At 69.0% G+C, this 25505-nt stretch carries 23 protein-coding genes and 1 tRNA gene; 16 read left to right on the top strand and 8 right to left on the bottom strand.

Features of this window, described 5'->3' with window-relative positions:
• The first annotated feature begins 53 nt into the window (after positions 1-53).
• A complete protein-coding gene (locus tag IE318_RS09085) occupies positions 54-1406 on the top strand; it encodes a hypothetical protein (protein ID WP_189898416.1) in 1353 nt (450 codons plus the stop codon).
• Between the two features lie 214 nt (positions 1407-1620).
• On the opposite strand, the gene IE318_RS09080 is transcribed toward IE318_RS09085, so the two are convergent.
• Together IE318_RS09080 and IE318_RS09075 are read right to left on the bottom strand one after the other, a co-directional pair.
• Positions 1621-4851, bottom strand: a complete 3231-nt coding sequence (locus IE318_RS09080; protein WP_229903410.1) for an FG-GAP-like repeat-containing protein — start codon at positions 4849-4851, stop codon at positions 1621-1623.
• 435 nt (positions 4852-5286) lie between these two features.
• Positions 5287-7008: an FG-GAP repeat domain-containing protein gene (locus IE318_RS09075; protein WP_189898414.1), complete on the bottom strand. Its 1722-nt coding sequence runs from the start codon at positions 7006-7008 to the stop codon at positions 5287-5289.
• 266 nt (positions 7009-7274) lie between these two features.
• Here IE318_RS09075 and IE318_RS09070 point away from each other — a divergent pair, with 266 nt between their 5' ends.
• The 5 genes from IE318_RS09070 to IE318_RS09050 all read left to right on the top strand — a co-directional run bounded on the left by IE318_RS09070 (position 7275) and on the right by IE318_RS09050 (position 12840).
• Entirely contained in the window at positions 7275-7814 is a 540-nt protein-coding gene (locus tag IE318_RS09070) for a hypothetical protein (protein ID WP_189898412.1), read from the top strand.
• A gap of 343 nt (positions 7815-8157) precedes the next feature.
• Positions 8158-8355, top strand: coding sequence for a tautomerase family protein (locus tag IE318_RS09065; protein WP_189898410.1), 198 nt, complete (start codon positions 8158-8160; stop codon positions 8353-8355).
• A 306-nt stretch (positions 8356-8661) separates the two neighbouring features.
• Positions 8662-9579, top strand: coding sequence for a LysR family transcriptional regulator (locus IE318_RS09060; RefSeq protein WP_189898408.1), 918 nt, complete (start codon positions 8662-8664; stop codon positions 9577-9579).
• Positions 9580-9938: 359 nt separating this feature from the next.
• A complete protein-coding gene (locus IE318_RS09055; protein WP_189898406.1) occupies positions 9939-11450 on the top strand; it encodes an SDR family oxidoreductase in 1512 nt (503 codons plus the stop codon).
• 16 nt (positions 11451-11466) lie between these two features.
• Positions 11467-12840, top strand: a complete 1374-nt coding sequence (locus tag IE318_RS09050; RefSeq protein ID WP_189898403.1) for a cryptochrome/photolyase family protein — start codon at positions 11467-11469, stop codon at positions 12838-12840.
• 308 nt (positions 12841-13148) lie between these two features.
• Here the strand turns inward: IE318_RS09050 and IE318_RS09045 are convergent, their stop codons facing one another.
• Positions 13149-13802, bottom strand: a complete 654-nt coding sequence (locus tag IE318_RS09045) for a TetR/AcrR family transcriptional regulator (RefSeq protein ID WP_189898401.1) — start codon at positions 13800-13802, stop codon at positions 13149-13151.
• Positions 13803-13979: 177 nt separating this feature from the next.
• Between IE318_RS09045 and IE318_RS09040 the strand changes: the two genes are divergently transcribed.
• From IE318_RS09040 to IE318_RS09025, 4 genes are all read left to right on the top strand, one after another.
• A complete protein-coding gene (locus IE318_RS09040; RefSeq protein ID WP_189898399.1) occupies positions 13980-15011 on the top strand; it encodes a medium chain dehydrogenase/reductase family protein in 1032 nt (343 codons plus the stop codon).
• A 219-nt stretch (positions 15012-15230) separates the two neighbouring features.
• Positions 15231-15404 (top strand): hypothetical protein, encoded by a 174-nt coding sequence (locus tag IE318_RS09035; RefSeq protein WP_189898397.1) that lies wholly within the window; start codon positions 15231-15233, stop codon positions 15402-15404.
• A 29-nt stretch (positions 15405-15433) separates the two neighbouring features.
• A complete protein-coding gene (locus tag IE318_RS09030; RefSeq protein WP_189898394.1) occupies positions 15434-15604 on the top strand; it encodes an SRPBCC family protein in 171 nt (56 codons plus the stop codon).
• Positions 15605-15728: 124 nt separating this feature from the next.
• Positions 15729-16322: an SRPBCC family protein gene (locus tag IE318_RS09025; protein ID WP_189898393.1), complete on the top strand. Its 594-nt coding sequence runs from the start codon at positions 15729-15731 to the stop codon at positions 16320-16322.
• 190 nt (positions 16323-16512) lie between these two features.
• Here the strand turns inward: IE318_RS09025 and IE318_RS09020 are convergent.
• A tRNA-Gly gene (locus tag IE318_RS09020) sits at positions 16513-16586 on the bottom strand.
• Positions 16587-17105: 519 nt separating this feature from the next.
• Between IE318_RS09020 and dcd the strand changes: the two genes are divergently transcribed.
• Both dcd and IE318_RS09010 read left to right on the top strand, forming a co-directional pair.
• On the top strand, positions 17106-17681 hold the full coding sequence (gene dcd, locus IE318_RS09015; RefSeq protein ID WP_189898388.1) for a dCTP deaminase: 576 nt from the start codon (positions 17106-17108) through the stop codon (positions 17679-17681).
• A gap of 17 nt (positions 17682-17698) precedes the next feature.
• The gene (locus IE318_RS09010; protein WP_189898386.1) at positions 17699-18208 is read left to right on the top strand and encodes a phosphoribosyltransferase; all 510 of its coding nucleotides are present in this window, start codon (positions 17699-17701) and stop codon (positions 18206-18208) included.
• Between the two features lie 792 nt (positions 18209-19000).
• On the opposite strand, the gene IE318_RS09005 is transcribed toward IE318_RS09010, so the two are convergent.
• Positions 19001-19372: a hypothetical protein gene (locus IE318_RS09005; RefSeq protein WP_189898384.1), complete on the bottom strand. Its 372-nt coding sequence runs from the start codon at positions 19370-19372 to the stop codon at positions 19001-19003.
• A 456-nt stretch (positions 19373-19828) separates the two neighbouring features.
• Between IE318_RS09005 and IE318_RS09000 the strand changes: the two genes are divergently transcribed.
• The gene (locus IE318_RS09000) at positions 19829-20065 is read left to right on the top strand and encodes a hypothetical protein (RefSeq protein ID WP_189898382.1); all 237 of its coding nucleotides are present in this window, start codon (positions 19829-19831) and stop codon (positions 20063-20065) included.
• A gap of 100 nt (positions 20066-20165) precedes the next feature.
• On the opposite strand, the gene IE318_RS08995 is transcribed toward IE318_RS09000, so the two are convergent.
• The 3 genes from IE318_RS08995 to IE318_RS08985 all read right to left on the bottom strand — a co-directional run bounded on the left by IE318_RS08995 (position 20166) and on the right by IE318_RS08985 (position 23448).
• Positions 20166-20978: a phage antirepressor KilAC domain-containing protein gene (locus IE318_RS08995; RefSeq protein ID WP_229903417.1), complete on the bottom strand. Its 813-nt coding sequence runs from the start codon at positions 20976-20978 to the stop codon at positions 20166-20168.
• A 917-nt stretch (positions 20979-21895) separates the two neighbouring features.
• Positions 21896-23131, bottom strand: a complete 1236-nt coding sequence (locus IE318_RS08990; RefSeq protein WP_229903409.1) for a helix-turn-helix domain-containing protein — start codon at positions 23129-23131, stop codon at positions 21896-21898.
• On the bottom strand, positions 23128-23448 hold the full coding sequence (locus IE318_RS08985; RefSeq protein WP_189898378.1) for a putative quinol monooxygenase: 321 nt from the start codon (positions 23446-23448) through the stop codon (positions 23128-23130). Before IE318_RS08985 ends, IE318_RS08990 begins: the two co-directional genes overlap by 4 nt.
• Before the next feature lie 192 nt (positions 23449-23640).
• Here IE318_RS08985 and IE318_RS08980 point away from each other — a divergent pair, with 192 nt between their 5' ends.
• Genes IE318_RS08980 through IE318_RS08970 form a run of 3 tightly spaced genes read left to right on the top strand, consistent with a single transcriptional unit; the run spans position 23641 to position 25501 of the window.
• Complete coding sequence (locus IE318_RS08980; protein ID WP_189898376.1) at positions 23641-23970, top strand: SCO3933 family regulatory protein; 330 nt, start codon at positions 23641-23643, stop codon at positions 23968-23970.
• 2 nt (positions 23971-23972) lie between these two features.
• Entirely contained in the window at positions 23973-25313 is a 1341-nt protein-coding gene (locus IE318_RS08975) for an FtsK/SpoIIIE domain-containing protein (protein WP_189898374.1), read from the top strand.
• 14 nt (positions 25314-25327) lie between these two features.
• Positions 25328-25501 (top strand): hypothetical protein, encoded by a 174-nt coding sequence (locus IE318_RS08970; protein ID WP_189898372.1) that lies wholly within the window; start codon positions 25328-25330, stop codon positions 25499-25501.
• Positions 25502-25505: the final 4 nt, after the last annotated feature.

The following is a 25505-nucleotide window of genomic DNA, read 5'->3' as shown; positions in this document are numbered from 1 at the left end:
GGGTGATCCCACGCATCAGTGGAGGCTCGGATCCGGCCGGTCAGGCGCGCAAGATGGCCCGCAGAGGCGACTGGCGCGGCCTGTGGTGGCAGATTCTGTCCTCGCCGCTGCCGCAGGCGGTGGCCGCGGCGGCGCATCTGAAACTCCGCAAGTGGGCCCCGCCGTCGGACGCCGACGCCCGGCTCGCCGCCGTGCTCACCGGCATCGACACCAAGGAGGCGGCCCGGCTCGGCGCGGACCTGTTCCAGCGTACGACCGTGCGGCTGCCCACCACGATGGGCTTCGCGAACCCGGCCGGCTTCTGCGTCCGCCATCCCGTGGTGGCGCTCGACACCACGGGCCGCGACCCGCACACCTCCCGTGTCGTCACGGCCGACCGCACGGGCGTACGGAACACGCTGTACGAAGGCCCGGCCCAGCACTGGTCGTTGTGCGCGCTCGACAGCGAAACCGTCATCGCCCGCCGGGAGTTCGACAGCGGCGGCTACCGCGGTGACACGGAGATCGTCGAGTACACCCCCGGCCGCGAGGCCGTCCTCGCCTCGGGAGGCGGGCTGCTGGACGCGGTGGTGGAGCCGACCGCCACGGGGTGGGTCGTGGGCACCAAGCTGCTCGGCGTCGCCCTCGCCCTCGCGGACGGCGAGCAGGAGCAGCTCGATCTGCGGGAGTACGGCCTGCGCCGCGCCGACCTGTTCGCCGTCGACGCCACCGGCACCCGGATCGCCTTCGCGGACGACTCCCGGCTGCTGGTCACCGACAGCCGGCTGCAGCCGCTGTACGACCTCGTGACGGAGTCCGTGCGGCACGGAGAGTTCAACGCGATCACCTTCACCGGCGACTCCATCGTGACCGCCGGCCGGGACAAGGGCCTGTACCGCTGGCAGATCATCGGCGGCCGGCTCCGGGGCCTGTACTCGGGCTGGGACTCCACGCCGCGCACGATCTTCCGGCTCAACCCGGTGGCCGCGTGGAACCTGCTGGTGGCGGAGGGCGGCAACGTCAACTACCACTACGACATGGCCACCCTCCAGCGCACCGACTCCCCGGAGTTCCTGGTGCCCACGGGCCCCGACAACAAGGACGACGACCTGCGCGGCTCGCGCGCCATCGGCAGATTCGCCTCGGCGCCCTACGGACGACTGGCGGTCTACGAGGGCGGCCTCGCGACCCCCACCCGGGGCCCGGACTCGTTCTACACCACCGTCGTCCAGGACCTGGAGCATCCCCTCAACATCCTGGTGAAGCCGCTCCTCAGCCTGACCCCTGCTGACGCCGACCGAGTCCGCCCCCACCTGGACCCCTCCCTCGGTCCGGCGGCCCCCTACCCCCTCACCCCGACCGAACGCGCGCTGCTGGAGGCCGCGATCGAGGCCTGCGAGTGGGCTCCCCAGGTGACCGGCCGCTGACCGGACGGGGCGACCGGTGCGGCGCCCCTACAGGCGCTCTGTCTGGATCGGCCCCAGGGGCAGGGGCCGTGGCCGCCCGCGGCCGCATTCGATCGACTGTGCCAGTGGAGCGCGGAAGTGGCGCGATCCGACGAGTCCCAGGGCCTCGTACCCCGGGCGTTCAGCCCGTCCGCTGCGGTGCGTCGGTGTTCCCGCACAGCTGGACCGTCACCTGTCAGAACAGTGCCTTGAACCCGTTCCAGCCGCCGGTGCCGATCAGGACCCGGGTGCTGTACGTGCCGGCCCCCGTGGAGGTGTACCGCCACAGCTTTCCGGTGGTGTCCCGTGCCACGAGATCGGCGCGTCCGTCACCGGACAGGTCACCGGTTCCGACGAGAGCGGAGTAGACGTTCCACCCGCCGCCGACCCGCACCCGTGGGGTCACGCCACCGGTGGAGGTCCCGTAGTACCGCCACAGCACACCGGCCGAGTCGACCCCGAGCAGGTCGCCCCGCCCGTCCCCGTTCAGGTCCCCGGCGCCGACGATCCGCTTGTACAGCTTCCAGTTCGTCCCGATGCGCAGCCGGGCCTTCAGCCGGTGATCGGCCGTACCGGCGTAGAAGTACATGTCACCGGTGGAGGCCTGGCGGGCGATCAGGTCGACGAAGCCGTCACCGTTGGCATCACCCGGCGACGTCAGCTGGTCGTACTGGCCCCAGCCGGCTCCGATCAGCGTGTACGGCGAGGAGGCGGTGACGATCTTCCCGCACCCCGGCCGATACGCCCGCAGCTGGTCACCCACCCGCACGAGCACATCGGCGCACCGGTCCCCGTTCACGTCCCCGACGGGCACGAGCACGGAGTTGGTGGCGAACGTGCCGCCGGACCCGGCGACACGTGACGACAGCGCACCGGTCCCGGTGCCCCGGTACATCGACATGGCCCCGGTCGTGTCCATCGCCAGCAGGTCGCCGAAACCGTCGTCACCGGCCATGTCCCGCCATACGGCGGCCCCGCCGGTCACCGGCACCGTCCCGGAGACGGAGAGGTCCGCCTGAACGCCGTCGGCGGGCTTCGCGGTCAGGGTCCAGGTGTAGGCCCCGTTCGGGACGTACTTCCCGGCCGTGTCCTTGCCGTCCCACGACGGCGCGATCAGCCCGCGGGCCTCCCCGCCGGAGAGCGTCCGCACGGTCTTCCCGGTCGCCTTGTTCCTCAGCGTCAGCGACCACGCGGCCGCCGGCTTCGACAGCCACCAACGCGGCTTCCACGCACCGGCCTTGGCGTCCATGGCAGGCGTGTCGGAGTCGATGACGGCGATCCGGGAGGCCGGAACGCCGGACGGCACGATCCGCACCCGGCGGTCCCCGCCCGTGTAGGCGATGTGACCGCCGAAGCGGTCGACGGTCCACCCGGACCGGCGCCCGGTCCGGTCGCCGAGCTCGGCGGCGGTGGCGACGACGCGCTGGGGCAGGTCCGCCTCCTTGCCGCTGGTCGGGAGGCCGTTGTGCAGGTCGACGAGGGTGAGGCCGGCCGCGTCCGAGCGGTGCACCAGGTAGCCGTCGCCGAGAAGCGTCTCGTCGGCCCCGAGCTTCAGGGAGCGCTTGGCCTGCCGGTCGTAGACACCGGCGCCCTTGAAGGAGCCCCAGTAGTCGCTGCACCGCCAGTACACCCAACGGCCGACGGCCTGGAGGTCGCTGGGGACGCACCCCGCGTCGAAGGAGTCACCGGCGGCGCCCGTCGACAGGTTCTTCGCGGTCACTCCGGTCGGCACGCCCGAACTGGTGTCGTCCCACCGGCCGAGGGCGCTCCACAGGGTGTTGCCCCACACGGAGGCCGCGACCGGCTCCCGGTTCAGCAGCACGCTCCCGGTGTCGGCGTCCTTGAACTGGAGGACTGCCTGCCGGCTGCCCGACGCCTGGTTCACGATGCCGAACCGGCCGGAAAGGTCGACGAGTTGCGGGCTGGAGAGTCCGGAGGTCACCCTCGGACCCCACGTGGCGGCGCCGTTCCGGTAGAGCATGGTGGCGTCCTGCTCGGTCGCGGCCTTGCGGCCGTGGTACCCGTCGCCGCTCGCGAACATGGTGACGCAGTAGGTGCCGTAGGTGGGGCTGCAGCCGTCGTCGTCCCGGCCGGACACGAGACCGTCGACGGTCGAGTTCAGTTCCTCCGGACGGCCGGAGGTCTTCAGCCAGGTGCTCCGATAGCCGCCGATGTAGGTGCCGGGGCTGTAGTACTGCGAGTCGTCGGCCGTGGTGAGGATGCCGCTGCCCAGCGAGATACCGGCCGGCTTGGCCTCCCGGTCCTCGATGTCCGCGAGGCGCTTGCGGGTGATGGTGCCGTCCGCGGCCGGGGTGAAGAGGTAGTAGCCCCAGTCGAGTGCGCCGTAAGAGGTCTTCTTCTCCGCGCCGGCCACCAGGAGCGAGCCGTCCGGCGTGCGGCGCACCGAGGTGGAGGCGACGGCCAGCAGGGACTTCGAGTTCCCTGCGGCGTCGTGCAGGACGAGCTCGTTGCCCCGGTACTCGTTGTTGCCGGGGTTGGGCGGGGTCACGGTGACGAAGCCGCCGCCGAAGGGCCGGACGACGTCGTCGTACGAGGCGACGTCCCGCAGGTCGACGGTGGTCGGCTCCGCGTCCAGGTCGTCACGGCGGTACACCAGGGCGGCTTCGTTGGACGGGGCGCCGAACTGGAAGACGGTGTCCCGGTCGAAGGAGACGCTCTCGCCTTGCGTGGAGAGCGCCTTCACGCTCCCGGTGGCGAGGTCGACGACCCACCACCCCTGGGACATCGTGGTGTCCTCCCACTTGATGCCGCGGACGGCGACGGAGCGGGCGTCGCCCTCGCCGACGGAGAGGTTCCACCCCTCCGGCAGGCCCTCCAGTTTCCGGTCCCGCACCTCGCCGTTCTCCAGGTGCAGGAGGTGCAGGCTGGTGACGGCGTTCTCAGTACCGGTCCGGGTGATGACGGTGTCGCCGTAGGTCGCGACATAGGTCTGGTCCTCCGGGACCGGGACCGTGGATGTCGGTCCGCTGCCGCCGGCCCGCTGCTGGAGCGTGACGTGCGGGGTCGGGGATTGCGAGTAGATGGCGACGGTGTCGGAGCCGTGGCCGAAGTCCGCCGGGTACCGGGTGAAGCGGAAGTCGTCGACGTTGTAGTCGAGCGGCTCGGGCAGCCGGTGGTCGAGGACGGTCGTCGCACCGGTGGCGTAGTCGATCCAGCGGAGGCGGTCGTCACCCTCCTGTGCGGTGAGGAAGCCGGTCTCGCCGGCGTTCAGGACGATGGTGGCGCGGGGCACGAAGCGTGCGCCCGGGCTGATGACGACGGGACCGGTGGACGTGCCGGGGCCGTCGGCGACGGCCGTCCCCGCCGCGGTGCCGATTCCGGCGGTCACGGCAAGCGTGACGGTGAGAGCGGTACGGCCGAGCGCGTGCTGCCGACGCCTGGCCCGCCTGTTCAGCGGACGAATCACGAAAAAGTCCCTCCCCAGGGCGATCGACGCAAGGGGGGCGCTCATGGAACCGCCGCTCAGCCCTGCGCGAGCAGGGTGACAGTAGCAGGAGGGATCACCGCTCGACATGCGGTTTCGAACCCGCTCAAGGTCCGACCGCGGCCCACGTCGGACCCCTGGCGTCGTGCGGGGCACCGTGCTGCCGGATCCTCGGCCACGGGTGCGCTGCGCGCTTCTAGCGGCTGCGGACGTCCTCGGCGACAGTCGGATACGCGTCTCCCAGTCGCGTCGAGACCTCCTTCGTCGCGTCCCAGCAGCACCCCGGGCGGCGACACCCGGAAGGCAAGGCCGATCGTGATGTCCAGGAGAAAGGGGCTCCCCTCGGCACAGCGGTGCCGGGGGAAGCCCCTGTTCTTCGGTGCCGGGCTGTCGGGCGACGGCACCGGACCGGGTGTGTCAGTACAGGGTGTTGTAGGTGCTCCAGCCGGTGCCCAGCTTCGCCCTGGTCTTGAACTTCCCCTGTCCGTAGGAGGAGTAGCGGTACAGCTCGCCCTTGGAGTTGACCGCGACCAGGTCGGCGCGGTTGTCCCCGTCGATGTCGCCGGGGGAGGCCAGCTTGTTGTACTGCTGCCAGCCGGTGCCGATCTTCGTCTTGGCGGCGAACGGCGCCGAACTGTTGCCGGTACCGCGGTAGAGGTACAGGGTGCCGGACGGCGTGCGGGCGACGATGTCGGCACGACCGTCCCCGGTGAAGTCGCCCGCGCCCACCAGGGTGTTGTAGGCGTTCCAGCCGGCGCCGATCCTGAGCGGCGAGGCGAGGGATGCGCCGTCGCCCTTGCCGCGCAGGAGGTACAGGTTGCCGGAGCCGTCCCGGGCGAGGAGGTCACCCTTGCCGTCACCGTTGAGGTCGCCCGGGCCGAGGAAGAGGTTGTACCCGCCCCAGCCGCCGGCCATGGGCTCGCCGGTGGAGGAGTTGTAGACGGACCCGTTCCACTGCTCGATCAGGTCCGCGTAGGTGTCCTTGTCGAGGGAGGAGGCGTAGGCCAGGCGGGCGCCGGCGAAGCCGCCGTCGGCGCTGGCCTGCTGGCGGGCGGTGAACTGGCCGTTGTTCTGCACGCCGTACCAGTAGAGCGTGCCTGAAGTGTTCCGCCCGATCAGCGAGTTCTTGCCGAACTGCGGGTTGGCGCCGCTGCCCGCGAAGAGGTTGATGGGCTCGAAGCCGGTGCCGACCTGCTGGCGTGCGAGGAAGTTCCCCGATCCGTTGGCCCTGTAGTAGTACAGGGCACCGGAGGCGGTGCGGCCGAGCAGGTCGCCGAGTCCGTCGCCGTTCCAGTCGTAGGCGGCGACGATCTGGTTGTAGGTGTTCCAGCCGCTGCCGATCTTGACCCGGGTCGCGAGCGGAGCGGTGGTGTTGCCCCGGCCCGCGTAGAAGTACAGGTCGCCGGCGGGCGTGCGGGCGACGACATCGCCGATCCCGTCGCCGTTCATGTCACCGGCGCCGACCAGCTGGTCGAACATCGACCAGCCGCCGCCCACCAGGACCCGCGCGCGGAACGGGTTGCTCACGTTGCCCGTGCCCGTGTAGAGGTACAGGCTGCCGTCGTAGGTGCGGGCGAACAGGTCGGGCTTGCCGTCGCCGGTCACGTCCCCGGGCGCGAAGACCTTGTTGTAGATCTGCCAGCCCTGGCCGCTCCAGGTGGCGTACCCCGTGCCGTCCGATCCCCAGCTCTGGTACAGCGCCAGGGTGCCGGTCGCGGAGAGGGTGAGGATCTCCGGTCCGCCGGTGACGTCGAGGTTGCCGGGCGTCAGGATGTCCTTGGACGTCTCGTCGTAGTCGTACGTGTTGATCGTGTACGGCGTGAAGTCGCCCGTGGTGCTGAGCCAGGCGTAGGTGCTGCCGTCCATGAGCCGGACGAGGTTGTCGGTGACGCCGTCGCCGTCCACGTCGAACTGAGGCCCGGCGGCGTCGGCAGCCGTGCTCGCCCCGAACCGCGACTGCGGCTTCGGCCGGTCGGCCTGGGGCAGTGCGGACTTGGGAGTCGGCACCTTCACCAGCGGCGACGGCTTGTCAGCGGCGAGCGCCGGTGTGCTGAGGAACATGCCTGCCGCCACCGCGAAGGCGGTGCAGCCGAGCAGGCGGGAACGGCGCGATCTGCTGTGCGCGCGCGAACTGGACAATGGCCCCCCACTGTTCAAGTTGTGTGCCGGCGTACTGAAAAACGATTCAGTTGCCTTGCGAGGATCGGATTGTATGACAGGCGTGTTGGTTGTGTGGAAGGCGTGCGGATGTGCTGACCGAGGTCGCGGCTCCGGCGAGTCGGCGTGATCCGCCGGTGGGCCCGACAGTCTTGACGATGTTCTGACACGTGGCCTGTTGACGCCGCGTTCCACCCGGCGTTGGATCGTCTCTGCCCGTGCGGGTGTACGGGCAGAGAGCTGGGACGATGACCGAGGACGCCAGACCCGGGCTGATAAGGGTGGTGTACTTCCAGCAGACGTCCGCACTGATGATGGGCGCGGGCGCAGTGCTGTCCGAAGTGTTGCTGCTGGCCTTGATCGGGACGGCTCACCGGCTGGAGGCTCTCCTGGTGGGAGCAGTTGCGGTGGCTCTTGTGTCGCTGGTGCTACTGCCGCTGCGCCTCCGCCTCCCCGCCCGGCTGCGCCGAACGTTCGAGCATGCCGTGCGGATCGACAGCGCCGGAGAACGACCGCACACCGACCAGGACGCGGCGCAGCGGCTGTCGCTACGGCGCACGGCCGGATTCGTGGGCGGAGTGGTCTGCTGGATGATGCTCATCGGCCTGGCATCGCATCAGCTGATGCCGCCCCTCATGCTGGTTCCGGTGGCCGTCGCCCAGTGGGCGCAGTCCCGGGCGACCGCGAAATGGGAGCGGGCGAACGGCACGGACCTGTGGCAGACCGTACCCGGGCGACTGGGTGCCCGAGGCCCGGTGTTCCGCGTGCCGACAGAGGGTGGGATCTGAAGCCACGGCCTGAGGGGCAAGGCTGCCACTGAGCTCATCAGCGGCCCCGCGCATGATCTACGACACCGCTTCAGGAGTTCGATCCGGGCCTGCTCCGGCTGCGGTCGTCGACTGGTGGGACAGCCGGACAGAGACGCTGATGTACGTCCCCGTCCGGGGACGTTGACGTCACCATGTCCCAGGTCTCCGACCCCGGTGACCCATCACGATTCGTGATCGGTGCCAGATCGGATTGCGTCTTGGACGGCCTGGGGCCCGGTGCTGGACTTGGTCCAGGACGGCTCCCCGGCCCAGTGGCCCCGGACCGTGCGCGACCAGTCCAGCCTCACCCCCGGAGAACGTGATGCCTCTCATCCACGTGCAGCAGACCCCCGGCAAGACCGCCGAGCAGAAGGCCGAACTGGTCCGAGAGTTGACCGACGCCTATGTGAAGGCCACCGGCAGCAAGCCGGAGAGCGTGTGGGTGACCGTGCAGGAGATCGCCCCGGACAGCTGGTCGATCGCCGGCGAGACGTTGGCGGCCCGCGCCGCCAGGCGCTGACCCCGCGGGCCGCCAGGTCGCCATGAGCCGCGGCCGGCGACGGTCGGCCGCTCCCCTCAGTCGCCGTGTCCGGGTCGAGTCATCGGTGCCTGCGAGGCGGGCGACGACACCCGTGGCGCGGGGAACCGGTCCAGGGAATTGCACAGAACTGCGGTCGAGTAACCAAGAATGCACGAATCGGGATAGCAACCCCGCCCGGTTGCGGGTGTCGCCTCTCGGTGTGCTTGGATTCCCCTGCGGCGATCCCGGAGATTGAAAGATCTCGAATTCAACGAATGGAGTCGCCTGGAGAGACAGGGGGATTCCGTGGAACTGCGTCAGATTCAGTACTTCGTCGCCGTCGCGGAGGAGTTGCATTTCGGCAGGGCGGCCGAGCGGTTGCACATCGGCCAGCCCGCGGTCAGCCAGCAGGTGCGCCGCCTGGAGCGCGAACTGCGCACGCGGCTCTTCGACCGCTCCGGCCGCACCGTCACCCTCACCCCCGTCGGCCAGGCCCTGCTGCCCGAGGCGCGCGAACTGCTGCGGGCCATGGACTCCTTCGCGGCCAAGGCCGAGCGCCTCGCCGAGCAGAGCGAGGCCACGTTCCGGGTCGGCATCAGCTCCGCCCTGGGTGAGCGCCTCGACGACTTCCTGGACGCGCTGCCCGGCCGTGGCGACGGCACCCGCTTCGAGTTCCAGACCCTGGACGCCCACACCCGCCTGGAGGAGGTGCGTGCCGGGCGGCTGGACGCGGCCTTCGTCCGCGGTGTCGAAAGCGCCCCCGGCCTGCGGCTTCTCACCCTCTGGCACGACCCCCTGGTGGTCGCACTGCCCGCCGCGCACCCGCTGGCCGGGCGCGACCCGCTGGACCTGGCCGACCTCGCGGAGCTGCCGTTGCGCATCGCCGCCCGCACCGAGAACCCGGTGCTCTTCGATGCCGTCGTCACCGCCTGCCGGAAGGCCGGCTTCGAGCCGGTCCTCGGGCCGCCCTTCACCCGGCTCCAGGAAACGCTCGCCGAGATCGGCGCGGGTGCCGCCTGCTGGACGCTGATGTACCCGACGGCGGCCCCCATGGTCTCCTCCCGCCGGGTCGCGCTGCTCCCGCTGAACGGGGACCCCATCACCATGCGCATGTTTCTAGCCCTTCGGGAGAATGCCGACCCGGGGCGTCTCGAGTTGCTTACGGCCGCAAGTACGCAGGTTCGCCGGATGGTCGACGAAGAGAACCAAAGCCGGCGGCCATGACCGATTGTCTACCGTCCCCTTACAGATTTTTGCGAGTCGTGCGGGTGCCGTGCGATGCCGAATAAGAATTCCCACCGGTCAAAAGCGCGACGACTCGCGATCACTTCGCAAACGGGGGTCCGCGGTGGGTCCTCGGTCGGCACCCAGGTGTGCGCCGACCCCGTTGTCACCACCCTCCGGCCGGGAGCGGCGAGGTTGCGGTGCCCGTCCTCGGCCCCAAGCATGGGCTGAGGGGAACAGCGGCAGAGCACATCAGAAGGCACGTCCCGGGAGGACATGAGAGCCATGACGTTTCCTGCGCTCCGGTCCGCCGGCCGTCGCCGGACAAGGCGCAGTCGACAGGCACGGGTGCGGTCGGCGTGACCGGCGACGACCGGCCGCTGCGCTGTCTGGTCACCGGCGCCACCGGTTACCTGGGCGGACGGCTGGTGCCGGAGTTGCTGGCCGCCGGGCATTCCGTACGCTGCCTGGCCCGCTCGCCCGGCAAGCTGCGGGACCATCCGTGGGCCGGGCAGGCGGAGGCCGTGCGCGGGGACGTCACGGACGCGGGGGCCGTGCGCGCGGCCATGGAGGGCATGGACGTCGCGTACTACCTGGTGCACGCGCTGGGCACCGGTCGGAACTTCGAGGAGACCGACCGGCGCGCGGCCACGATCTTCGGTGCACAGGCGCGTGCCGCCGGAATCCGTCGGATCGTCTACCTCGGCGGTCTGAGCCCTTCCGGAGTACCCGAGCACGCACTCTCGGCCCATCTGCGGTCCCGCGCCGAAGTGGGCCGCATCCTCCTGGGCTCGGGCGTGCCGACGGCGGTACTGCGGGCGGCCGTGATCATCGGGTCGGGTTCGGCCTCGTTCGAGATGCTGCGGTATCTGACCGAGCGGCTGCCCGTGATGGTGACCCCGAGCTGGGTGCGCACCCGCATCCAGCCCATCGCCGTCCGCGACGTGCTGCGCTTCCTCGTGGGAGGTGCGAGGCTGCCGTACGACGTGAATCGCGCCTTCGACATCGGCGGACCGGACATCGTCACGTACGAGGAGATGATGCGGCGGTACGCCGTCGTCGCCGGGCTGCCGAAACGCGTCATCGTCCCCGTTCCGCTGCTCACCCCCCGACTGTCCAGTCTCTGGGTCGGTCTGGTCACCCCGGTGCCGGGCGCCCTCGCGCGCCCGCTGGTCGAGTCGCTGAAGCACGAGGTGGTGTGCGCCGAGCGGGACATCGTCCGTTACGTGCCGGACCCGCCGGAGGGACCGGTCACCCTCGACCGGGCGATCGGGCTGGCTCTGCGGCGCGTGCAGGACGCGGACGTTGCCACCAGGTGGTCCTCGGCCTCGACTCCCCGTGCCCCCAGCGACCCGCTGCCCACCGACCCCGACTGGGCGGGCGGAAGCCTCTACACGGATCACCGCGAGCGCACGGTCGCTGCGTCGCCGCAGGCCCTGTGGCGGGTGGTGGAGGCGATCGGCGGCGAGAACGGCTGGTACTCCTCGCCGCTGGCCTGGTCCCTGCGGGGCTGGCTGGACACCCTGGTGGGCGGTGTCGGTCTGCGCCGGGGCCGCCGAGACGCGACCCGGCTGCGGGTCGGCGACAGCCTGGACTTCTGGCGAGTGGAGGAGATCGAGCCGGGCCGGCTGCTGCGGTTGCGCGCGGAGATGCGGCTGCCCGGTCTGGCCTGGCTGGAGATGGCTGTCGACCGGGATCAGCAGGGGCGCACGGTGTACCGGCAGCGGGCCCTGTTCCATCCGCACGGTCTGGCCGGGCACGCCTACTGGTGGGGCGTGGCCCCCTTCCACGCCGCGGTCTTCGGCGGCATGGCTCGCAACATCGCCGCAGCGGCCGAATCGGCCGCCCCTGAACCGGCCCGTACTCACTGAGAGGTCTCGAGGAACCGTGCGCGTCTCGGTCGCCCTGTTCACCGCCGACCTGCGGGTGCACGACAATCCGGTCCTCCAGGCCGCTCTGAAGGACTCGGAACGTGTGGTCCCGCTCTTCGTCGTCGACACCGGCATCCGCCGCACCGGCTTCGCCGGACCCAACCGCGCGGCGTTCCTCGCCGACAGTCTGGCCGACCTGGACGCGGCCCTGCGGGCTCGGGGCGGTCGGCTGGTGGTGCGCGTCGGCGACGTGGTCGAGGAGACCTGCCGGGTGGCGGCGGAGACCGGGGCCGCCGTGGTGCACCTCGCGGGCGGGGTGAGCCGCTACGCGGCACGGCGCGAGGACCGGCTGCGCGCGGAGCTGGAGAGCGGCAGACGCGAACTACGTGTCCACGAAGCCTCGTTGACGGTCGTACCGCCGGGGGCCCTGACACCCGCGGGCAAGGACAGGAACCACTTCGCCGTCTTCACCCCGTACTTCCGCCGATGGGGGAGCTTCTCCGTGCGCGGCGTCGTGCCGCCACCGGACGCCGTACGGCTGCCGGACGTAGGCTCGGCCGGCCTTCCTTGCGCGGAGTCCCTCGCGTCGGGCTCCACGTCGCCGGGCCTGCCCCCCGGCGGGGAATCCGAGGCCCGTCGCAGGCTGCGGTCATGGCTGGCGGGCCCGCTGTCCGCATACGGCGACCGGCACGACGACCTGGCCGCCGACGCGACCTCCCGGCTCTCCCCCTACCTGCACTTCGGCTGTCTCTCACCCGTCGAACTGCTGCACCGGGCCCGCGCGCAGGACAACCCCGGGGCGCATGCCTTCCTCCGCCAGCTCGCCTGGCGGGACTTCCACCACCAGGTCCTGGCGGCTCGCCCCGACGCGGCCGACCACGACTACCGCCCCCGACACGACCGCTGGTGCCCCGCCGCGAAGGAGTTCGAAGCCTGGCAGGACGGCCGCACGGGCTACCCCGTCGTCGACGCCGCGATGCGACAGCTGAGCCACGAGGGCTGGATGCCGGGCCGGGCCCGCCTGCTCGCGGCAAGCTTTCTCACCAAGACGTTGTACGTGGACTGGAGGGCGGGAGCCCGCCACTTCCTGGACCTCCTGGTCGACGGCGATGTGGCGAACAACCAGCTCAACTGGCAGTGGGTCGCCGGGACCGGCACGGACACCCGCCCGAACCGGGTCCTCAACCCACTCGTCCAGGCACGCCGGTACGACCCCCAGGGGGAGTACGTACGCCGCTGGCTCCCCGAGCTCCGCCACCTCGACGCCACCGCGGTCCACCGCGTCCCCCACCTCGACGCAGCCGCCCGTGCGGGCCTGGACTACCCCGCCCCGATCGTGGATCTCGCCGCGGCCGCCGCCCGATTCAGGGAACGGCGGAGAGCCGACTGACCGGACAACAAACAACCCCAGGCCACTGACCTGGGGTTTCTTTCAAGCGCGGGTGAACGAGAATCGAACTCGCGCTCACGTTGGGACCCGTGGGACCAGATGGACTTCGGTGAGAAGGACCTCATCTTGACTGGTGGCCGGCTCTGGGGGGAAGGGAACCCGTAGCCCGCACGTCGGTCAGCGTGATGCGAGCCGACCATGCCGACTGTTTCACCCGTGTCCGCAGCTTGGATGCCGCACCGGCAGTCCGCAGGATGACAGGCACACCGCACGCACAGCATGTTGTGGGCCGGAGAGCGGAGGCGTGCCTATCGGGTCAGGTGGCGCAATTCGCTGGTGTACAGCTCGGCCGGGTCGAGTCCCATGCCGGTGAATTGGCCTGCCAGTTCCAGAGAGAGTATGCCGTGCAGGCGGGTCCAGAAGAGCAGGGCGCGGCGCAGGGCGGCCGGGGGCGCGGGGTGGTTGGCTGCCCACCCGCGGTGCTCGGCGAGGTGGGCCTCCAAGCGGGAGTCGCCCGGGGTGTCGGCGGGGGTGCCGCCAGGCTGGGCGGCGTCGAGGAGGGCGTCCATGATCTCCGAGGCGATCATGGTGATGTCGTCGGGGGCGTGGTAGCCGGGGACGGGTGTGCCGTAGATGAGGAAGTAGCGCTGAGGGTCGTCCAGGGCCCAGGCGCGCAGGGCGTGTCCCAGTCCGGCCAGGTCCGCGCCGGAGTCGGCGGTGGCGCGGATGGTGTCGGCGAGGCTGCGGTAGGCGTCGCGGATCAGTTCGGTGATCAGCTCGTCGCGGCCGGCGAAGTACCGGTAGAGCGCGGGGCCGCTCATGCCCATCTGTTTGGCGATGGCGTTCAGGGACAGTCCTGCCGCTCCGGCGGCGGCGATCTGTTCCCAGGCGTGCTGCTTGATCTCGGCGCGTAGCTGGGCGCGGTAGCGCTCACGTGGGGTCTCCTTGCCCGCGATGGCCATGTGCTCATCCCTTCCTTGTCGTGTTCGCCGGCTCCCGTGGTCCGGGTGAGCGACTACTCGCACGCTCTGAGTTAGACCCTATTACGAACGCACTTGACTGTCACTCTGCGATCGAGTTATAACTTCTAACGAAGGCGCCAGCCACTAACGAAGCTGGCGGAGTCGAGGGAGGTCGCCATGAACGCCGCAGAAATGATCGAGGTCGTGCTGCCGGGCAAGGTCGAGCCGGAGGAACTGCAGGTGCGGCGGGGTGCCGTCCCGAGCGCCGGGCCGGGGCAGGTCGTCGTCCGCATGGAGGCGACCGGTGTCTCCTTCGCCGAACAGCAGATGCGCCGCGGCCGCTACTACGACCAGCCGCCCTTCCCCTTCGTCCCCGGCTACGACATGGTCGGCACCGTGCTGGCGACCGGGGACGGAGTCGGTCCCGGCCTCGTCGGTACCCGGGTGGCCGCGTTGCTGAAGGTGGGCGGCTGGGCCAGCCACGTCGTCCTCGACGCCGCCGACGTGGTGCCGGTCCCGGACGGGATCGGCGCGGCACAGGCGGAGACCGTGGTGATCAACGGCATCACGGCCTGGCAGATGCTGCACCGCAAGGCCCGCGTCCGCGCCGGGCAGACCGTCCTGGTGCACGGCGCCAACGGGGGAGTGGGCTCGGTCCTGGTTCAACTCGCACAAGCCGCCGGGGCGAAGGTGATCGGCACCGCTTCCGCGCGCCACCACGCCGCCCTGCGGGAACAGGGCGTGACCCCGATCGACTACCGCAGCGAGGACATCCCCGCCCGCGTCCGCGAGCTCGCCCCGCGCGGCGTGGACGCCGTCTTCGATCACGTCGGCGGCCGTGGCATCGTCGACTCCTGGCGCCTGCTCGCACCCGGCGGCACCCTCGTCTCCTACGGCACCGCCTCCACCCGCGACGACGAGGGCTCCAAGCAGTGGCCCGTGCTCAAGCTCCTCGGTCGGGTTTGGCTGTGGAACGCCCTGCCCAACCGCCGCCGCGCCTACTTCTTCAACGTCTGGGCCGGCCGAGCCCTGAACCGCGGTCGTTTCCAGGCCAGGCTGCGCGCCGACCTCACCGAGGTCTTCGAAGCTCTCGGACGCGGTGAGATCACCGCCCAGATCGCCGCCGAACTGCCCCTCACCCGGGCTGCCGAGGCGATGCGGCTGGCCGAGTCCGGCACCGTCGCCGGAAAGGTCGTCCTGCACGCCTGACGCCACGCGGAAGCCGGCACACATCCGTCCCCCGGCGGTCGCAGCGTTCGCGCGTCCGCCGCGCTGTCCCTCAGCCGCGAAGGTGACGACTGCATGTTCCTGATCTACCAGGCGTGCGCGACGCCACCAATCGCCACCTGACCACCCGCGCCCCGCCGGCACCGGGTACCACCTGCGCCGACTGACACCACAGCCCTACCGGCACCGACCGATAGCACCATGACCACTACTGGACCCGCCGAATACGTCCGCGGCGCCTCCGGTGGGAGCGAGCAGCAGGTCCAGGAGTTCCTCGCGCTGGGCATGGTGTGCCACCTCATCGCCTCCATGGGCGCCGACGAGGTGAGCGCCCCCTGGACCAGGACGCTGTCGGCAGGCATCAGGCATTCCTGAGGCCCCGGCGAACCGGGCCGGCGACGGGGTTGGACAGCCCCGCCCCTCTGCAGACCGGCAGCCAGGTCACCGTCCGCACCGAGGAGTCCTGGAGCGGCGCCCCCGTCGACGCCGCCCCCCAGCAGCTCGGCCAGGCCCTGGAACAGTCCCTGACCGCCTGGCTCTCCTGCCTGAAGACCCGCGCTGAGCAGGCCGACTGACCCCCACCGCCTCAATCCGCCACCATCCGTCTCCGCCGTCCCGCAAGTACCCCCGCTTCCCGGCCCGGCCCGGTCCGCTGCCCCGCGGACAACCACCGCCACCAGTGATGAAAGGCCCCCGACCATGCGCATCCTCACCGCGACGAAGTTCGCCGCCGCCACCGCCGGCGCTGTCCTCCTCGCCACCGGCACCGCCCACGCCCTCGACGACGACAAGCCCACCACCGCCGCCACCATCGCGGCCGGCGCCGCCGCTCACACCGACGACGTGCAGATCGACGCCGGCGCCCCGGTCATCACCCGGGACGACATCCTCATCCACGCTCCCCTGCACACCATCTGGAAGATCCAGACCCACGTCGAGAACTGGCCCACCTGGCAGCCCGACGTCGACGTCGTCGTCAAGGACACCCCCGGACGCCTGCGTCCCGGCTCCGTCTTCCGCTGGACCACAGAGGGGCTGAACATCACCTCCACCGTCAAGCAGGTCGACTACGGCAAGCGCCTGGCCTGGGGCGGCCCCGCCCAGGGCATTACCGCCATCCACGTATGGACCTTCACACCGACCGCCGACGGCGTCCTCGTCCACACCGAGGAATCCTGGACCGGCGACCCGGTCACCGCCAATGAGGCCACCCTGCAGACCGCCCTGGACAACTCCCTCCACAACTGGGTCAACAACCTCAAGCATCAAGCAGAAAGCCAGGTCGGCAAGTAACCCCTTCCGCGCTTCCGGAGGACAAGCCGCTCCGGAAGCGCCCTCCCAAGCCCTCGTCCTCGCGTGCCCAGCCGGAAACAGAGATTGGGCAAGACGCGGTGCGACAAGCCATCTGGCACGAATCCGGCACGCGGATAGTGATCGCAGCGCACAACAAAAAGGCCCGGGTCTCCGACCTGGGCCTTCTTCATGGAGCGGGTGACGAGAATCGAACTCGCGCTCTCAGCTTGGGAAGCTGATGTTCTACCATTAAACTACACCCGCGTAAGACGCCGACCGCGGTCGGTGTCCGGTGCTCGCTCACTGTACCTCATCCCTGGCCCCCGGCGTTGATCGCCGTGGGGCCTGGCTTGTTTCGGGGGGTAGGAGGGCTGCGGGTGAACGGAGTTGGGGCGTACGGTGGGGACGTGGGGGAGGGTGCTCGTGGGGCCGGAGTGCCGCCTGGAGGGTCGTCTCTTTGATCCCGTAGTGTGGCTTTTGTCGTCAGGCGGCAGAAGGCCAGACGCGGTTCTGGGGAAGGGACTTGAGGGCTTGATGGAGCGCACCGTCGTCCGTTGTGCCGAGGGGCACGTGTTCAGCACCGCTTCGTTCCCGATGCAGCAGGCCGAGCGGCTCGGTCCCGGCCGGCTCGTGAGGTGTCCGCGGTGTGCCCGGCTCCGCAGTGCGGTGCCGGTGACCTTGCAGAAGCGGTAGAAGCGGCAGAAGCGGTGGCAGCACCGCTGTCCAGGCGCGTGGGGTCGTCCTGATTGTGGTGGCTCCGCGCGCCTTGCGTATCCTCGGGGCGTGCTTCTCTCAGACAAGGACATCCGGGCCGAGATCGACGCCGGGCGGGTGCGGATCGATCCATTCGACGAATCCATGGTGCAGCCGTCGAGCATCGACGTGCGCCTCGACCGCTTTTTCCGGGTGTTCGAGAACCACCGCTACCCCCACATCGACCCCTCCGTGGAGCAGCCGGACCTCACCCGGCTCGTCGAGCCCGAGGGGGAGGAGCCGTTCATCCTGCACCCCGGGGAGTTCGTGCTCGCCAGTACGTACGAGGTCATCACGGTCCCCGACGACCTCGCCTTCCGGCTGGAGGGGAAGAGCTCCCTCGGGCGGCTGGGGCTTGTGACGCATTCCACCGCCGGGTTCATCGACCCCGGGTTCTCCGGGCATGTCACGCTCGAACTGTCGAATCTCGCCACCTTGCCGATCAAGCTGTGGCCCGGGATGAAGATCGGGCAGCTGTGCATGTTCCGGCTCAGCTCGCCCTCCGAGGCCCCGTACGGCAGTGAACGCTACGGGTCCCGTTACCAGGGACAGCGTGGGCCGACCGCCTCGCGTTCCTACCTCAATTTCCACCGGACCCGGGTCTGAGGGGCACCACCACCGACATGAGCGACGTACGAGAGAACCTCACCTACGAGCGGTTCGGCCACGCCGTCCGCGAACTCGCGCAGACCATCGCCGACGACGGCTACGAGCCCGACATAGTGCTCAGCATCGCCCGCGGCGGGGTCTTCGTCGCCGGTGGGCTCGCCTACGCCCTGGACTGCAAGAACATCCACCTGGTGAACGTCGAGTTCTACACCGGTGTCGGGACCACCCTCGAGATGCCCGTCATGCTTGCGCCCGTGCCCAACGTGATCGACTTCTCCGACAAGAAGGTGCTGATCACGGACGACGTCGCCGACACCGGCAAGACGCTCAAGCTGGTGCGTGACTTCTGCCTGGACACCGTCGCCGAGGTGCGCAGCGCCGTGATCTACGAGAAGTCCCACTCGCTGGTGAAGTGCGAGTACGTGTGGAAGCGGACCGACGAGTGGATCAACTTCCCCTGGAGTGTCTTGCCTCCAGTACATAGGTCGGGTGCGGCGCCCAAGGTGAACAAGGAAGCGTTGTAAGGCCGTTCGCTGCCGGCGCTGCACAGGGAGCACCCGTGGTTGTCAGCGCCGACAGATATGCTTAGTGCCGTCCACTTCCGGTCCATCCCGAGCTTCGGACCTAGGAGCCGAAGGCCCCAGTACGCCAGGGGCTAGCACGACCAGACTGGAAGTGTGACATGGCAGAACTGCGAAAGCCGGAAGAGCCGGACCGTGATCAGCGACCTCGCCCGACGAGGGTAGAGATCCTGATGGCGATCCTCACGGCGATCACGGCACTCGCAGGCTGTGTGGAGCAGCTGGCGCGCTAGCGCTGACGTTGAGTGGTGCACCGGACGAAGGTAGGGCAAAGCAAAGCGAGCCCGGCCGTTGGTTAGTCGGCCGGACCCGCTTAACGACTCCACGCACGGGCCCGGTCCTGGTTGCCGCCAGGATTCGGGCTCGTGTTGCGTGGGGCCAAACTGTGGGGTGTCACGGACTGTGATCGTCACGCTTTGACCTGGTGGACAGTTTGTCCATCACGACTATAGCTTCCCGGTCCCCGCGGGTCCCATCTGGTCCTCACAGGTTTTGAACCTCTTAGGCCTGTCTGTCGGGAACCAAGGCCGCGACGCCGTGCCCTTCGGTCACTCGCGGCAGTCTGGCCGCACCCCGAAGAAGGGGCTGCAGAAGTGCTAGCCAGACGCCCCTCGTGTTGCTTGGGGGTATACCGGTGATCTCCGGTGATGCCAAAAGTGCCGGGTCCCGCATAACGCAGGACCCGGCACTGGGTGGCGCACGTACTTGAGAAGGGGCTGGGGGTGCGCTCCGAGATCAGGCCTCGTTGCGCCGGTTGCCGAGGAGTACGTAGACGATCGGGATGACCGCCAGGATCAGCGCAAGAGCAAACTTCGCGCTCCAGTGCATCTCCAGGCTCGCAGTGGTGTTCAGCAGGATGATCGGTCCGGCTGTGGAGCTCACCATGCCCAGCATCAGCGGGGATATCGCGATGAGCTGCCCGGCGTTCTCGGGTGGGACCTCGATCCCAGCCTCCGCGCCCAGCTTCTCGATCTTGAAACTTACGGAAGCGCCCGATGTGGGCACCTCCGACTGGTCGTCCTGACTGGTCCAGACGCGAACCTCGGCCTGTCCCGAGGGCTGTTCCTCGTCCTCCGGCAACTCTGCCGGGATGACGACATCCGACACGGTTCGTGGATCCTTTCGTCCCATGGGGCAAACCGAGCGTCGGACCTGAGCTCGGTGTACGCAGCGGACCGCAGGACGTCTGTCCTTGATCGGCCACGGTTGCCGCGGGACTCACCACGCGATCGGGACCGACCCTGACTAGGGCGAATCCCCCTGGTGATCGACGGTGAGTACGGGCAATGCGTTCTTCGTCATGTGGTTGCTACCCCCAGTAGCGAAGCTCGGGAGTTCCGAGCTCTCGGCAATGAGCATACTCCCGGGGTGACCCGTAACGCACCTGTAGCTCGAAATTTTGGTGCCTATCACGCACCAACCTGGTGCAATATCGGTTTGTGCATGCGATGATGGAGGGCGTCGGCGCCATGGCCTCCGCTTGACAGAAGATCAGGGACGTGATCAGAAGACAGACCCACCAGCGAACAGGAGTCGGGGGATACAACAGAGAGGAAGGTGCGCGTGACTCGTTCAAACGGCGTGCAAGCCGTGCGCGAGAGCGAGCGCTTCACCGTGACCCTCATCGCGACTGCTGCGCAGGCTGTCGCCACGTTGATGAGGATCACCGGCCTGTCCAAGACGGACGTCATCAACCGCTCTGTGCAGGTGTATGGCTTCCTCGCCGAACAAATGCAGGATGGCAAGGAAGTGCTGCTGCGCGACGAGCAGGGCAATTTGGAGCGCGTTCACATTGTGTGACCACAAGCAGGCAGGCCCGGGTGACGTACGTTGCCCGGGTCAACCCATGTCGACCGCACGCAGAGCCCGTGCCTCAAGAGACAGAGGCTCTGCGATCTAGTCAGGCCGCTGGCAGCATCGAGCCGCCAAACCGATCGACGAGCCAGTCGAGGCCCTTCGAGGTGAAGAACGTCTGTTCCACCCACTGCCCGTTGGGCGTCGCCACGAACTTCACCTCGGCCCGGCCGGCCTTGGTGTGACACTCGTACGGCAGGCGGGGGTTCTGACGCTGCAGAAAGCGGATGTCGTCGCGGCGCAGCATCTCCATGAACTTCGTGCGCCCGAGTCCGCCCGTGAGCTTGTTCAGAGCCTTGGCGGCGGCCGCCATGTCGATGAGACCGTCGGAGTCGCAGAATGCGTCCCACTTACCTGCCTTCGGTGCGGCGATCGCGAGTTCCTTCTTCGTCGAGACCAGTTCGCGCGCCGCCTCGACGTACTTCTCGGCGAGAGCGAGGATGCCCTCCGGGCTGGAGACGTCTGTGGGCTGCTGCCTCACCTCGGCTTCCCGGGTCTTCACGGCGAAGTACGTCTGGGCTGCTGCGATCTCCTGCTTGCGCGGATCGCCGTTCATGGCGATCAGGTAGCAGGCGTAGCGGGTGAGGCGGTAGTCCGACACCATCTGTCTGCCCCACCGTCCGCCGTTGATCGCTTTCGAGGCGCCTCGAAAGTGATCACGGGGGTCGAGTCCGCTGTTCTCGGCTGCAGCCATGGCCCGGTTGATGGCAACCTCAAAGCGTTCCCACTTGTCGTACCCCATGGGAGCGTGAAGGTCGCGAGCAGACCAACACTCCTGGCCGTTGTGGTCCAGAAGCATCAGTCGATCAAAAAGGCTGCCCTGGGGGTTACCTTTTTCGGGTGGCACGGTAAGGTCCACGTTGGACAAGGTTGAACTCCCTTGAACTCCTGGCTCGCGTCCGGCTGCACCCGTACGCGAGCTGCCGAGACCGCCTTCACTTCGAAGGCGGTCTTATGACAATCAGGTTACGGGACCGCGCTGACAGACAGTCATGCTTTCGGTAGGCACTGCGTGCCGCTGCTCTCAGCCGGAGCCTTCGATTCCATGGGAACGTTGCTGATTGACGCCCCGTCACCCGGTGCCAGAGTCGCTCCATTTGTTCAGGTGGACACCACTGTGGTGTGACGGATGTCTCGCTGGGCCAACTGAACCTCCTCGTCTCACCTGCGTATCTGGAGGCTTTGCGCGATCGCGACGCTGATTACCCACTGTGGGCAGCGCGACGTGTTCCAGGCCTGGCACACACTGGCGAGGAGCTGCGGGGCAGGGTTATGGCCTTGAATTCGAAGGTCAACAAGGGCTGCTGGTCTTGCTATCTCCCCAGCCCACCACCAGCCCCAGCTTCCATCCCGTCCGCCGTCGACCCACACACCGTGGAGCGGGCGTGGTTCAGGGGCGTCAAGGTGGAGCGCGCCACTGTACGAACGACCTTGACGCCCCTGAACCGCGTCTGCTCGGCTCTGCCTGGGTCGGTGGTGGACGGGATGGAAGCTCCCCGCGCACGCCCCTATGGACCCGCAGTCGGCGGCGGCGCCCCCGTCATCCCGGTGCCGGCCGATCCCCCGCCGGAGGCATTGTCTTGACCGTGGGCCGCTCTATGCGGTGATCGACTCATGGCCACCGGCCCTATCCACATGTGGGCGCGCGTCGGCGCAGCGCGCGCGGAGCGGGCCGAAGGCAGGAGCGCAGCGCGGAGCGGAGCCGGGAAGCGCGCCCGGCGGAGCGGAGCGCAGCCGGGTGCCTTGATGAGGTAGAGAAACCTGTAACAGGGCGGTCTAGAGGACAGCGCTTCGCTCGGCCAAGTCGCGTAGGGCTTCGGGCACCCGGGGACCGGAGAGCTGGATCAAGTCGCGGATGACCTCGCGGGCAAGGTGGTGGTCCTGGATTTGCTCGGGCGCCAAAGTCTCGGCCTCCAAGATCGCGGCTGTAGCCTCGCCGACATGTCGCCGCTGCGCGTGTGCTCGCGCCACGTCAAGCAAGAAACGGGACTGCCGTTCGGGCGACAGGTCCGATGTGTTCACGTCCTGGGCCACCTCCAGGGCAAGCCCTGCGTCCCCCAATTCCACCGCTGTACTCACAGCATGGACTTCCACGTTCGTCGGCCCGAACTCCGTGTCGAAGTCGTTGCGGTCCCCTCCCAATCGCGCCGCGATCCCCCGTGCCCGCTCGATGTGCTCATGGGTCTGCGCCCGGTTCCCCTCCCGCGCGTTGATCACCGCAAGGACCAAGTTCATGGCGCCCAACAGTGACAGTTCTTCCGGTGGGCATGCCGGCGCTTCTGCCCTCGGCTCCATGACGGCCACAGCGGACCTCGCTGCTTGCTCCGCCTGCTCCATGTGCTGCTGCCTCATGAAGGCGTGCGCCATGCGGAACAGGCTGGCGACCACCTCTAGGGGCTGGCCCGCCAGTTCCGCCGCCTGCAATGCCCGGTCTGCTGCGATCCACGCCGCATCCGCTTGGTCTTGCCGTGTAAAGCTGGCTGCGGCCACCTGGTACGCCTTGGCACGCAAAGAGTGAAGCTCGGTGCGGTCACCCGCAGGCGCCTGACGTACTGCGGTTTCGATGCTGGGTAGCAGCTTGGCGAGGTGATCGCTGAGTGCCGCGTAGCTCGATGCGTGTACGAGTGTCCACGCCTCTTCAACCTGCTGACGGAAGTCGGCAACCGACGGGGTCGGCTCGGTCGGCGGCTGCTGAAAGAGGCTGCCCAGTGCGGGGTGACCGGTGAGGGCTACCCGTAGGCCGTCGAGATCGTTGCTCCTCGCCTGGGCTTCTGGTTCGGCTTCCTCTGTTGGGGGTGCGTCTGGCCGAAGCTCTCGCACGGACACATTGAGCGCGTCGGCCAGGGCTTGCAGGACAGACAGTCGCTCGACGGGCTGTACGCCTCTCTCGACCTGTGACACCCAGCTCTCTGACCGCCCCATCGCGGCGGCAAGGTCGCTCTGCGACATGCCCGCGGCGCGGCGCAGCTCCTTGACCTTCGGACCCAGGGCCGTGGTGTCGGCAGTCGTCACTTCTCGGCTCCGGTGGGGTACTTGCCGGCGTACGGCTGGAGCCGGTCCACCTCGGTCTTCTGCACGTACTTGTCGCGCTCCGTCAGGAAGTGGCGCGTGTGGGGCTGACGCTCGTGCTCCTCGAAGGCCTCTCGATCGGCGTAGATCTCGAAGAAGATCCGCTCATTGGGCGCACCCTCGACCTCGTGGCACGCATAGACCAGCGTGCCGGGCTCATGCGCCTGGATGCCTGCGGCGGTCTGTCGGACCAGGGCGTCAAACGCTTCGCCGGCGCCGTCGCGCAGCGTGAAGCGGACAAAGAGCCCGTAGTTGCTCATATCTTCCTCCCTTGGCTTAGCACTCAGTCTCGCAGACCCGGAGTTCTACTACTAGTCGCAGTTTTTCTGTTGACTCGCAGTTTTTCTGCGAGTAGCTTCGGTGGCGTCGCAAGAACAAGGCGCCCCGGGCTACGTGCCATCCGCCAAGATCACGACGCAGCCCGGGGCTTATCCCAAGAGGGAGACTCCATAATGCCGTCGTTCAAGATCGACCTTTCGACCGCTGTGGTGTTCGTGGCGACCGCCCCGACGCCGAAGCTGGCCAACGCCAAGACGGGTGAGCGTGCGATGGACCGGGAGACCGGTGCGCCGCTGTCGACGGTGGGGCTGCTGGTCTCGGACGAGGGAGAGGGCAACCTCTACCAGGTCACCATCGCGGAGACCGGTTACCCCGAGGGCCTGGCGCCGGGCATGCCGGTGCGGGTCGTCGGCCTCAAGGCGCGGGACTGGGAGAACGAGTTCAACGGCCAGAAGCGGCACGGCATCTCGTTCCGCGCCGTCGCGATCACCCCGGCGGCCTGACCATGACCGACCTGTCCATGGTGCTGGAGGCCACGGGAGCCCTCGCGGGGGCCGGCGGCATCGGCTATGCGAAGTACCGTGCGCCGCGCGTGTACTGGTCGCTGGTCGGGCTGCCGGTCACCTGGGGCCGGTTCACCCTCTCCTACCGCTCGACGATGGACGTGTGTGGGCTGACGGTCCAGCCGTCGCGCCTGCGGGCGTTCATCACGCGGAACGTGGCCCGTCGTGACGTGCTTCCCGTCCCGCCGAAGGTGCGCCGGGTCCGGGGCACGTCGACGGGGCTGCGGGTGACCCTGCGGCTTCCCGCCGGCCTGGAACCTGCCGACCTGATGGCCGCATCCGAGCGGCTGCGTCACGCCTGGGGTGTGCACTCAGTGACCATCGCTGAGACCAAGCCGGGGTACGTCGAGCTGCGCATGACCGGCTATGACGTGCTGCGCCGGGTCCGGCTTCCCCGCGGTGCCCGCCCTGAGGGCCTGGCCGTGCCGGTGGCTCTACGGGAGGACGGGACCGCGTTCGTCCGCGACTACCGCAAGGTGCCCATGGCGCTGACGCTGGGCGCGAACAACTCGGGCAAGTCCGTCTATCAGCGCAACCTGATCAAGGGCCTGGCTCGGCTGCCGGTGGCGCTGGTCGGCATCGACTGCAAGCGCGGTGTCGAACACTCCGCGTACGCGCCCCGGCTGTCGGCCCTGGCCACCACCCCGGACGATGCCGTCTCACTGCTGGACGTGCTGGTCTCCGAAATGGAAGACCGCTTCGACCTGCTGAGCCTGCACGGCGTCTCGGACGTGTGGGAGCTGCCCGAGGAGTTACGGCCGGTGCCGGTCGTCGTCCTGGTCGACGAGGTGGCGGAACTGTTCCTGATCTCCTCCCGGAAGGATGAGGAGCGGCGGGAGCGGATCGTCACCGCGTTGATCCGGCTGGCGCAGATGGCCCGCGCGGTCGGCATACATCTGGAGATCTGCGGGCAGCGCTTCGGCTCCGAGCTGGGCAAGGGCGCCACCATGCTCCGCGCCCAGCTCACCGGCCGGGTCGTTCACCGGGTCAACGACAAACAGACCGCCGAAATGGGCCTGGCGGACGTGGCCCCGGATGCCGTTGTGGCCGCCTCTCTGATCCCGGCGGAGCGTCCCGGAACGGCGGTCGCGGCGGACTCCTCCGGGGGCTGGGCGAAGATCCGCACCCCGCACACCTCCCGCGATGAGGTGATGGCGGTCTGCCGGGAGTTCGCCCACCTCGTCCCGGATCTCCCCGCCCTGGACCCCTACCGGCCGCACGTGCCCGCTGACGCCCCGAAGCCGGGTCCGTCGCTGGTCAAGCCGCTGCCGGTCACGGACTGAGAGGGGGATCCGTCATGGCTCAGCGCAAGAACACCAAGCCCAAGCCGGTCCCTTGCCCCGACTGCAAGGGCAGCGGGGAGGTTCCCACCACGGTCCTCGTCGGCCGCAAGCGCCGCGCGGTCGGCAAACAGTCCGGCTTCTGCCTGACCTGCCTGGGAACCGGCGAAGTGCCGACGGACGGGGAGTGATCGC

This window comes from Streptomyces spiralis (assembly GCF_014654675.1).
GTDB lineage: Bacteria > Actinomycetota > Actinomycetes > Streptomycetales > Streptomycetaceae > Streptomyces > Streptomyces spiralis.
The sequence above is the reverse complement of the archived record's forward strand: the minus strand, read 5'-3'. Positions and strand labels throughout refer to the sequence as shown.

Bases quoted from the DNA above. Each gene is read 5' to 3' on its own strand.
- IE318_RS09065 (WP_189898410.1), top strand. From the start codon at position 8,158: ATGCCTCTCATCCACGTGCAGCAGACCCCCGGCAAGACCGCCGAGCAG.
- IE318_RS08975 (WP_189898374.1), top strand. From the start codon at position 23,973: ATGACCGACCTGTCCATGGTGCTGGAGGCCACGGGAGCCCTCGCGGGG.
- IE318_RS08985 (WP_189898378.1), bottom strand. From the start codon at position 23,448: ATGAGCAACTACGGGCTCTTTGTCCGCTTCACGCTGCGCGACGGCGCC.
- IE318_RS08970 (WP_189898372.1), top strand. From the start codon at position 25,328: ATGGCTCAGCGCAAGAACACCAAGCCCAAGCCGGTCCCTTGCCCCGAC.
- IE318_RS08980 (WP_189898376.1), top strand. From the start codon at position 23,641: ATGCCGTCGTTCAAGATCGACCTTTCGACCGCTGTGGTGTTCGTGGCG.
- IE318_RS09035 (WP_189898397.1), top strand. From the start codon at position 15,231: ATGACCACTACTGGACCCGCCGAATACGTCCGCGGCGCCTCCGGTGGG.
- IE318_RS09085 (WP_189898416.1), top strand. From the start codon at position 54: ATGGCCCGCAGAGGCGACTGGCGCGGCCTGTGGTGGCAGATTCTGTCC.
- IE318_RS09070 (WP_189898412.1), top strand. From the start codon at position 7,275: ATGACCGAGGACGCCAGACCCGGGCTGATAAGGGTGGTGTACTTCCAG.
- IE318_RS09040 (WP_189898399.1), top strand. From the start codon at position 13,980: ATGAACGCCGCAGAAATGATCGAGGTCGTGCTGCCGGGCAAGGTCGAG.
- IE318_RS09045 (WP_189898401.1), bottom strand. From the start codon at position 13,802: ATGGCCATCGCGGGCAAGGAGACCCCACGTGAGCGCTACCGCGCCCAG.
- IE318_RS09025 (WP_189898393.1), top strand. From the start codon at position 15,729: ATGCGCATCCTCACCGCGACGAAGTTCGCCGCCGCCACCGCCGGCGCT.
- IE318_RS09010 (WP_189898386.1), top strand. From the start codon at position 17,699: ATGAGCGACGTACGAGAGAACCTCACCTACGAGCGGTTCGGCCACGCC.